8 protein-coding genes are annotated in these 8,551 nt (G+C 45.5%); all 8 read right to left on the reverse strand.

Translation table 11 applies throughout. The features are described from left to right. On the reverse strand, window positions 1–688 hold a 688-nt coding region (locus C1T29_RS18000), incomplete at its 3' end, for an FtsX-like permease family protein (protein WP_208945524.1). Then, a complete protein-coding gene (locus C1T29_RS18005; RefSeq protein ID WP_020453508.1) occupies window positions 678–1,439 on the reverse strand; it encodes an ABC transporter ATP-binding protein in 762 nt (253 codons plus the stop codon). The genes C1T29_RS18000 and C1T29_RS18005, both read right to left, overlap by 11 nt. 101 nt (window positions 1,440–1,540) lie before the next feature. Next, window positions 1,541–2,545, reverse strand: coding sequence for a sensor histidine kinase (locus C1T29_RS18010; protein WP_020453509.1), 1,005 nt, complete (start codon window positions 2,543–2,545; stop codon window positions 1,541–1,543). A 5-nt stretch (window positions 2,546–2,550) separates the two neighbouring features. Beyond that, window positions 2,551–3,237: a response regulator transcription factor gene (locus tag C1T29_RS18015; RefSeq protein ID WP_020453510.1), complete on the reverse strand. Its 687-nt coding sequence runs from the start codon at window positions 3,235–3,237 to the stop codon at window positions 2,551–2,553. A gap of 107 nt (window positions 3,238–3,344) precedes the next feature. Next, the gene (locus tag C1T29_RS18020) at window positions 3,345–4,754 is read right to left on the reverse strand and encodes an aryl-phospho-beta-d-glucosidase (protein WP_095291262.1); all 1,410 of its coding nucleotides are present in this window, start codon (window positions 4,752–4,754) and stop codon (window positions 3,345–3,347) included. A gap of 40 nt (window positions 4,755–4,794) precedes the next feature. After that, window positions 4,795–6,645, reverse strand: coding sequence for a beta-glucoside-specific PTS transporter subunit IIABC (locus C1T29_RS18025; protein ID WP_208945525.1), 1,851 nt, complete (start codon window positions 6,643–6,645; stop codon window positions 4,795–4,797). Between the two features lie 329 nt (window positions 6,646–6,974). After that, a complete protein-coding gene (locus C1T29_RS18030) occupies window positions 6,975–7,517 on the reverse strand; it encodes a hypothetical protein (RefSeq protein ID WP_025810552.1) in 543 nt (180 codons plus the stop codon). Between the two features lie 18 nt (window positions 7,518–7,535). Next, a complete protein-coding gene (locus tag C1T29_RS18035; protein ID WP_025810551.1) occupies window positions 7,536–8,525 on the reverse strand; it encodes a choloylglycine hydrolase family protein in 990 nt (329 codons plus the stop codon). Window positions 8,526–8,551: the final 26 nt, after the last annotated feature.

Here is an 8,551-nt window from a genome sequence, read left to right on the forward strand (position 1 = left end):
TGGTCTTGAATTTTCCGCTGAACAACTCAGTAGAAATGTAATATCCCGACAAAATAAACAAGATGCCCAATAAGCCAATGATCATTTGAAAAACGGATATTCTCTTTACCTTATCTTCCGTAGCTGATGTCGCTTTAAATAATGACAAAATGCTTTGCTTTTTGATAAACGTATAATTCATCACCATCACCAGCAGGTAGATTCCGCAGAATACAATGACAGTTTGCACAAGCGCTTCTCCGGAAAAATTCAATTCGGTTTCAGCTTGAACATCTACTATTTTAAATAAAGTCATAAGCACGAGCTTTGAGATCGAAAACCCGGCAAACACCCCAATGACCAAAGAGCCGAAATACAGCATGACATTTTCCAAACTTAAAATACGGAAGATTTTTTGCTTCCTCATGCCGATTAGCTGGAATAAACCGATTTCTTTACTGCGCCGCTTAATAAAAATCGTATTGGCATACAAAATAAAAACTGCTACTACTGCCACTAGAAGAATGGAAGCTGCTTTCAAAGCCGCTGCACCTTTTATCGATGCCTTCACTTCATCGATCGCCGGATCATACTGCAGCGTAACAAACGCAAAATAAAGCGCCACGCTGAAGATTAACGCAAACACATAAAGGTAATAGTTCCGTATATTCTTTTTCAGGTTGCGGAAGATCAGCTGATTAATACTCATGCTGAACCCCGCCTAACACGCCTTGCGTTTTCATGATGTCCTGAAAGAACATCTGCCTGTCTTGTCCGCCTTTATTCAGCTGCGTATAAATTTGTCCGTCTTTAATGAAAACCACTCTGCTGCAGAAGCTCGCGGCGACGGGATCATGGGTTACCATAATGATTGTGGCCCGGCGCTTTTGATTTAACTGGCTCAGCTTGTTTAACAAGTCTGATGCGGATTTCGAATCAAGCGCACCGGTCGGTTCGTCAGCGAAAATAATGCTCGGTTCATGAATAAACGCCCTGGCTGCTGATGTGCGCTGTTTTTGCCCGCCGGAAATTTCATTCGGATACTTATTCTTCAGCTCAAAGATGCCTAATTCTTTCGCGACTTCCTCAAATTTTTGACCGGCTTCTTTTTTTGATATTTTCGTAATCGACAGCGGCAGAAGGATATTTTCTTTCACTGTCAGCGTATCGAGCAAATTGTATTCTTGAAAGATAAATCCTAAATGCTGCTTCCTGAATTCAGCAAGCTGTTTTTCCTTCAGATTCGTCATCTCAGCTTGGTTGATGTTAATCGTTCCGCCGCTCACCTGGTCAATAGAGGACAGAACATTGAGCAATGTTGTTTTGCCTGAACCTGACGGGCCCATAATACTGACAAATTCACCCTTTTGGATCTGAATGTCAATTCCCTTTAACACTTCGTGTTTATTGTGCTTATTTCCATAGCTTTTTCGTATTTTTTTCGCTTCTAAAATCATCATTTTTAAAATCTCCTTTTGACTGGATATTTTTATTATAGAAAGGAGAACAGCCGTTTTCCTTCGATTCAGCGAACAAAAAAGAAAAGCGTGTGACACTTTTGTCACACGCCAAGCACACGGGAAAATTCGTTCCGCTTCGGAAAAATCAGCGTAAAGGTTGTCCCCGTTCCTGGTTTAGAATCAACCTCGATATGAATCAGGAGCGGCTTTGCCGCTTTTTTCGCCAAATACAGCCCCATTCCCGTGGCGGCCTGATCATGATGCTCCGTTGTTGATGTGAAACCTTTGTCAAACACACGCGGTATATCTTTTGGATCGATGCCCCGTCCAAAATCTTGAACTGCGAGATGCACCTGGCCATCTTGTTCATAGCTTTTAATCAAAATATCGGATGCTTCGCTGTATTTCACTGCGTTTGTCAGCAGCTGCCTCATGATAAAAGACAGCCATTTCGCATCGCTGAGCACTTCCCCGGCCTCAAGCTGTATATCAAACCCGATCCCTTTTGGAATGCACCATGATTGCAAATCTTTTAGTTCTTTAAAGATTAAAGGTTTGAGCTCTAGAGCTTCAAGAGACAAGTCATTTTCGATAAATGACATCCGCTTTTGATGAAGCTGGCGATCGAGCAGCAGGTGAACGCGCAGCCATTCATAGTCGAGTCTCGATTTTAATGATTGATCGTCAATCGTCTCCATGATCAAATGCATGGCGGTAAGCGGCGTTTTGACTTCGTGTATCCAGGCCATGAGCTCATCTTTTTCATTCTCCAATGCCAGGCGATGCTGCGCCGCCTCTTGCTTTAACTGTTTCGTTTGTTCGGCTATGCTTTTTTCAATCATCGTTTCGAAAGGCGTTTCCGCCTCTCGAATGTTTGTCACATCGAGATTGTGATCCCATTCTTCCAGGCTTTTATAAAACTTCGTTTCCCTCCGAAAGCGGACAAGTACAAAAACGATAAAAATAAATGAAGACAAATAGGTCATATATAAAATCGATGCAAAAGGAATGGATGAATCGACATAAGCGATAAACAGAAAGACGATCTGCTGCAAGACAAATATGGCGATCCAGCTTCGCCTCTCGGTCAAAAACGCTTTCAGCATTCTCATCATCCTTCTTCTTTCGCCATATAGCCCTGGCCGACCTTTGTCTCAATATATTGCCCCAAGTTCAAGGTATCCAGTTTTTTTCTCAAACGGTTTACGTTGACCGTCAGCGTGTTATCGCTGACAAAACGCTCATCGTTCCATAAGCTTCTCATCAATTCTTCCCTGCTGACAATTTTGTTTTTTTGGTCGATCAATTGTTTTAAAATGAACATTTCATTCCTCGTCAACTCGATCGACCCCGCCTTATTGCTGACGCGGTTTTGCTCGGGATCAACGGTTGCACCGCACCACGCTTTCTTCAGAATCTCAGGCTCCGTATTATAGTCGTAAACACGGCGGAAAATCGCCTGGATTTTGGCAATCAGCACGTCAAAATGAAACGGTTTCTGAATATAATCATCTGCTCCAAACTGCATGGACATGACCATATCAGCAGGATGGTCGCGCGAAGATAAAAAGAGAATCGGAACGTTGGAACGGGAACGGATCTGCCGGCACCAATGAAACCCGTCATATTTCGGCAGCTGAATATCGATAATGACGCAATCGGGCTTAATCGCCGCAAACTCCTGCATCACTTCGCTGAAATCGTCGATGCCGTACACCTCGTATGACCACCCGGTTAACCGTTCTTTTATTTCCTGAAACAGCGATTCATCGTCTTCGATCAACAGCAGTTTAAACATTTGCCTCACCGCACTTTTTGTCTTTTTTCTAAGTCAAGTGTATAGCAAATCGTTTTCATGCGCTACAGAGAAAAAAGCTGTCCTGTAAAGGACAGCCATTTTAAATATCACAAACTCTCGCCATTCGTTTCGATCACTTTTTTATACCAGTAAAAGCTTTTCTTTCTCGTTCTTGCAAACGTGCCGTTTCCTTCATTGTCACGGTCGACATAAATATAGCCGTAGCGTTTTTTCATTTCGGCGGTGGATGCGCTGACCAAGTCGATCGGGCCCCATGATGTGTAGCCGATTAAGTCGACGCCGTCTGCGATCGCTTCTCTTACTTCTTTTAAGTGATCACGCAAATAGTTGATTCTGTAGTCATCTTGTATCGAACCGTCTTCTTCGACAACATCGACGGCGCCGAGCCCGTTTTCAACAATGAAAAGCGGCTTTTGATAGCGGTCGTACAATGTATTCAGCGTAATGCGGATTCCTTTAGGGTCGATCTGCCAGCCCCATTCGGACGATTCAAGGTACGGGTTTTTAACCCCTCCGAGCAAGTTGCCTCCCGTTTTTGCCAAATCTTCCGGATTCGTGCTCGCAACCATTGACATGTAGTAGCTGAAACCGATATAGTCGACTGTGTTTTCCTTCAGAATGTCTTCATCACCTTCAGCCATCTCAATCGCAATTCCATTTTCCTTAAAGAAGCGCTTCATATAGCCCGGATAAGCTCCGCGTGCCTGTACGTCCGAGAAAAACAGCGTTCTTCTCTCATTTTCCATCGCGGCGAGCACGTCTTCCGGTTTTGGCGTCATCGGGTATGTCGTCGTTGCGGCAATCATACAGCCGATTTTAGCGTCCGGAATAATATCCTTGCCTGCTTTTACCGCAAGGGCGCTTGCAACAAATAGATGATGCGCCGCTTGGTACATCGCATTTAACTGGTTTTCGCCTTCTTCAAATACAAGGCCACCGCCTGTAAACGGCGCATGCAGGACCATGTTGATTTCGTTGAACGTCATCCAATATTTCACTTTGTCTTTATAGCGGGTGAAAACCGTTTTCGCATAATGTTCATAGCACTCGATCACTTTCCGGTTTTTCCAGCCTCCGTATTTTTTAATTAAACCGAGCGGCATTTCATAGTGGGATATCGTCACGACTGGCTCAATATTGTATTTTAATAGCTCATCAAAGAGGCGATCGTAAAATTCGAGTCCTTCTTCATTCGGTTCACTTTCATCACCGTTAGGAAAAATCCGCGTCCAGGCAATCGATGTTCGAAACGCTTTAAATCCCATTTCGGCGAAAAGAGCGATGTCTTCTTTGTAGCGGTGGTAAAAATCGATGCCTTTGTGATACAGGTTCAATGACTCCATCGACTCATCGAATGGATACATGACCCCGTTCGGCGACACATCAGCTGTCGAGAGCCCCTTTCCGCCGACATTATAGGCGCCTTCTACTTGGTTTGCGGCAACCGCTCCGCCCCATAAAAAACCATCAGGGAATTTTTTCGTTTGTTCAGTCATATCCTTTCACCTCATCCAAATTTGTCGAGCTTTCCTCTCTCTACGCCAGCGCGATCAGCGCTTCCTCAATGTCAACGCTTTCATCTGTTTTCAAAGGCTTGATCGACTGGTACCGGTCCGTATTTGTGATGATAACCGGCGTGATTAACTGATAGCCCGCATCCTTAATCGCATCCATATCAAATGAGACAAGCTGGTCTCCCGGCTTTACAGCGTCTCCTTTATTGACATGCACGGTAAAGTGCTCACCGTTCAATTTCACCGTATCGATTCCGATATGAATAATAATTTCTGCCCCATTGTCGCTAGTGATGCCGAGGGCGTGCTTCGTTTGAAAAACGGTCGTGATCGTGCCTGATACAGGCGACACCACTTTGCCTTCTTCTGGCTCAATGGCAACACCTTTTCCCATGACTTCTCCTGAAAATGTCGCATCATCCACTTCACTCAATGCTTTGACTTCGCCTTTCAGCGGGCTTTGAATAATTTCTTCGGCGGCCGCGTTGCCTTGAGGTTCGTCTTTAGCCTGAACTTCATCTTCCTGTGAAGGCACATCTTCAAACCCTAGCAGATAAGCGATAATCGTCGCTGCAAAAAACGCTATAACAAGGCCAATCATCGCCTGAACGAATGTAGGGACGATAAATGTCGGAATGCCAGGCAATCCGGCGTTGCCTCCAACAATGTAGGATGCAACGCCTGTGACACCGTAAAAAGCACCGCCGACGGCTGCACCGAGAAGCGCTGAGACAAACGGCTTTTTCAGCCTCATGTTGACACCGTACATCGCCGGCTCCGTGATTCCCATCAACGCCGTGATGCTTGTCGTCATCGACAACGATTTGAACGTCTTATTTCTTGAGCGTAAAAAGACTGCGAATGACGCGCCCGCCTGCCCCATATTGGCCAGAAACATGGCCGGCATCAAGTAGTCGTATCCGTTTTGAGTAATATTATTAAGCATAATTGGCACCAGCGCGTAGTGCATTCCCGTCATAATGATGAGAGAGAACGTTCCGGCCAACAGAACCATTGCAATGAGGCCAGCATGCTGGAATAAATAATTCACACCGACAGATAGATAGTTTCCGATAATCGCTCCGAGTGGACCGACCGTGATCAATGTAACGGGCACGACAATCAGCAGGGTGAAAGTCGGAACAAAGATGAGTTTCAAAGAAGTCGGGGTGATTCTATCAATCCATTTTTCTACATAAGATGAAATCCAGATGGCAAGCAAAATCGGAATCACCGTCGACGAATACGTGGCAGCGGTTACAGGCAATCCGATAAAGGAAATGCTTTCCCCTGAACCGAGGAGCGCTGTCAGATCGGGATGCAGAATCGCCGCTCCGATCGCCGCAGCAACATAAGGGTTGCTGCCGAATTTTTTCGCTGCACTGACCGCAAGCAATAAAGGCAGGAAGTAGAACGCACCGTCGCCGATAGCAGTCAGAATAGTGTGCGCCTGGCTATTCTCGCTCAGCCAGCCGAACGTCACGGCTAACGCTATAATCCCCTTGATCATACCCGCACCGGCGATCGCCGGCAGAATCGGTGTAAATACGCCGGAAATGACATCAAAGATGGCGCTCATCACATTTGTCTTTCCTTCTGCTTTCTGCATGCCAGCCTTTCCCTCGCTCAGTCCGCTGTTTTCGATAATCGCTTTGTAAACTTTAGGCACATCATTTCCAACGATAATCTGAAACTGGTCGCCGCTGATGTTGGTGCCCATTACAGCCGAAAGACTTTCCAGTTTCGCGCGGTCTGCCTTCGCATTGTCATAAAGGTTGAAACGCAGTCTTGTCATGCAGTGAATCACGCTCTGTACGTTCTCTTCACCGCCCACGAGTTGTAAAATGTCCTTCGATACTTTATTATAATCCATATGAGTACCTCCTCCTTTGGGGGAATCCGCCGGACTGAAGGTGGCCGCCTTCACCCGGCTTTTTTATTGGCTTGGAACCGCAATGAATCCTCGGAATCTCACATCACCTCCTCATTTTGGGTATAAAAAAAACCTAAATTACGCCGGCTTGAATGGGACGATGTCCCAAAAAGCTGTACGCAACTTAGGTTTTGCCTGCAAAAGCAGTAACAATCCTTAAGAAACTTGCTGATATTAGTTTGTAACTATACTGTAGCACCTGTTTTTGTTCATGTCAACGCTTTCATTACAATTGTCTCATAAAAAATAGAATACACGCAAACTAGAAACTAAGACTTTATACCTTTATTTCTATGTTTTCTAGCTTTCGCCGCCTTTTTCATAAGCAATGCGGGGCTTCGCCTTGCTTTCCTTCGGGCTGCCGGCTGTGCAACTGCGTCTTTCGGTTCCTGCTGCTTATGAAGAATGAATCCGGCGGCCATGAACGGAATCCCTGATAAGTTTGTGAAAATGTTTTTAATGCCCATCGCTAAAATAAAAGAGCCCCATGGAGAAAACGGATCTTTTTTGATTTTCACGTAAGCGGTGATTTCCAGGGCAATAAAAATGACCGACTGTACTAAAATTACAATCAACAAGCTCAAAATGAACAAGAGAGCCAAATTAAACAACGTGCCTGAGTAGATCATCAACTTCAGCGCGGCCACGAAAGTCCCAGCCTCCATATATCCGTCCGTGACATTCGGATTCCAAACGGCATAAACGTCAAATTGATGTTTGAAATGAAAAAACAAAAATAATATAAACAACCAATATATGCTATGTAAGCTAATGCCTAATAAAATGAGTCTGTTTGCTGTTTTGTTTTGCAATATTGTTCCTTCTTTCGTTTATGATTGAAGAGAATGAAACGTCTCTTCCTGCTTTGGCGGAAACGCCTTTATTTCGTTGCTGTCCAGGTCTTCCTGTAATATGCAAACCTTTTGAATCTGCCTGTTTTGATAATGGTGAAAATAGTAGCTGCACGTCTCGCTGCACATCACCGCCGTATATTGGGTGTAATCGTCTTCGCCATTGTCAGTCATGACAATCCCTTTGGGAATATTCATATTGGAGAGAATATGAAACGCGGCAGAAACGCCTTCTGTTTCGTTGGACACGGGCTTCATGTGCTCTTTCAAAACTGCCGCCCTGACAAAACGGGATGGCGGTGTAAAGTCTCCCGGCAATCCGGACAGCCCGGAACCTTGGCCAAAAGCCGACAGCGTCAGGTCTCCCATCTTTTTCGCGGCAAACTGTCCCGGCTGAAGACCGATATAATTGCGCAAATTGGTCAAATGCCAAGGAAAATCCGGACTGTTCGTCAGCACGCCGACCGGATTATCATGAATTTGAATGCCTCCGGCCGCCGGTTCAACAACGATGCTCGCACCGGAGCGGTCCGTTAATAGCCAATGAAGCGGCGTCACCGTACCGAGCAAGCTGACCTCTCTCTCAACAATGTTTACGGAAACAGCCGCTTTTTTCACTTCCTCCAAATCGCCGCATTCCGACAGCACCCATGTCACAAATTCGTGCGGCGCAAGATTGCGGCATTGCTCTTTCGTCTCGCTTTCATACACAGCATAATCCGGGAAATAAAGCGCCGCGCAAGACAATCCTTTTTCATTCACACCATCGGCAAACAGCGCATTATTGAGCCTTCTGCCCATCCCGATAAACGCATACCGGCCGGCATGCTCGCTGCCGTCTGCTTCACTTTTCCATTTGTAGCGACGCGGATGCAACAGCACTTCCCCGTTAAGCTCAAAATCAAAATCCATCGTCCTCGCCAATAAATGCTCCCGCCCCGCAGTCGTCAACGTGATACTTGTACACATGGCGCTCCATCCTTTTTGTTTGATAT

The organism is Bacillus sp. MBGLi79, from assembly GCF_002953915.1.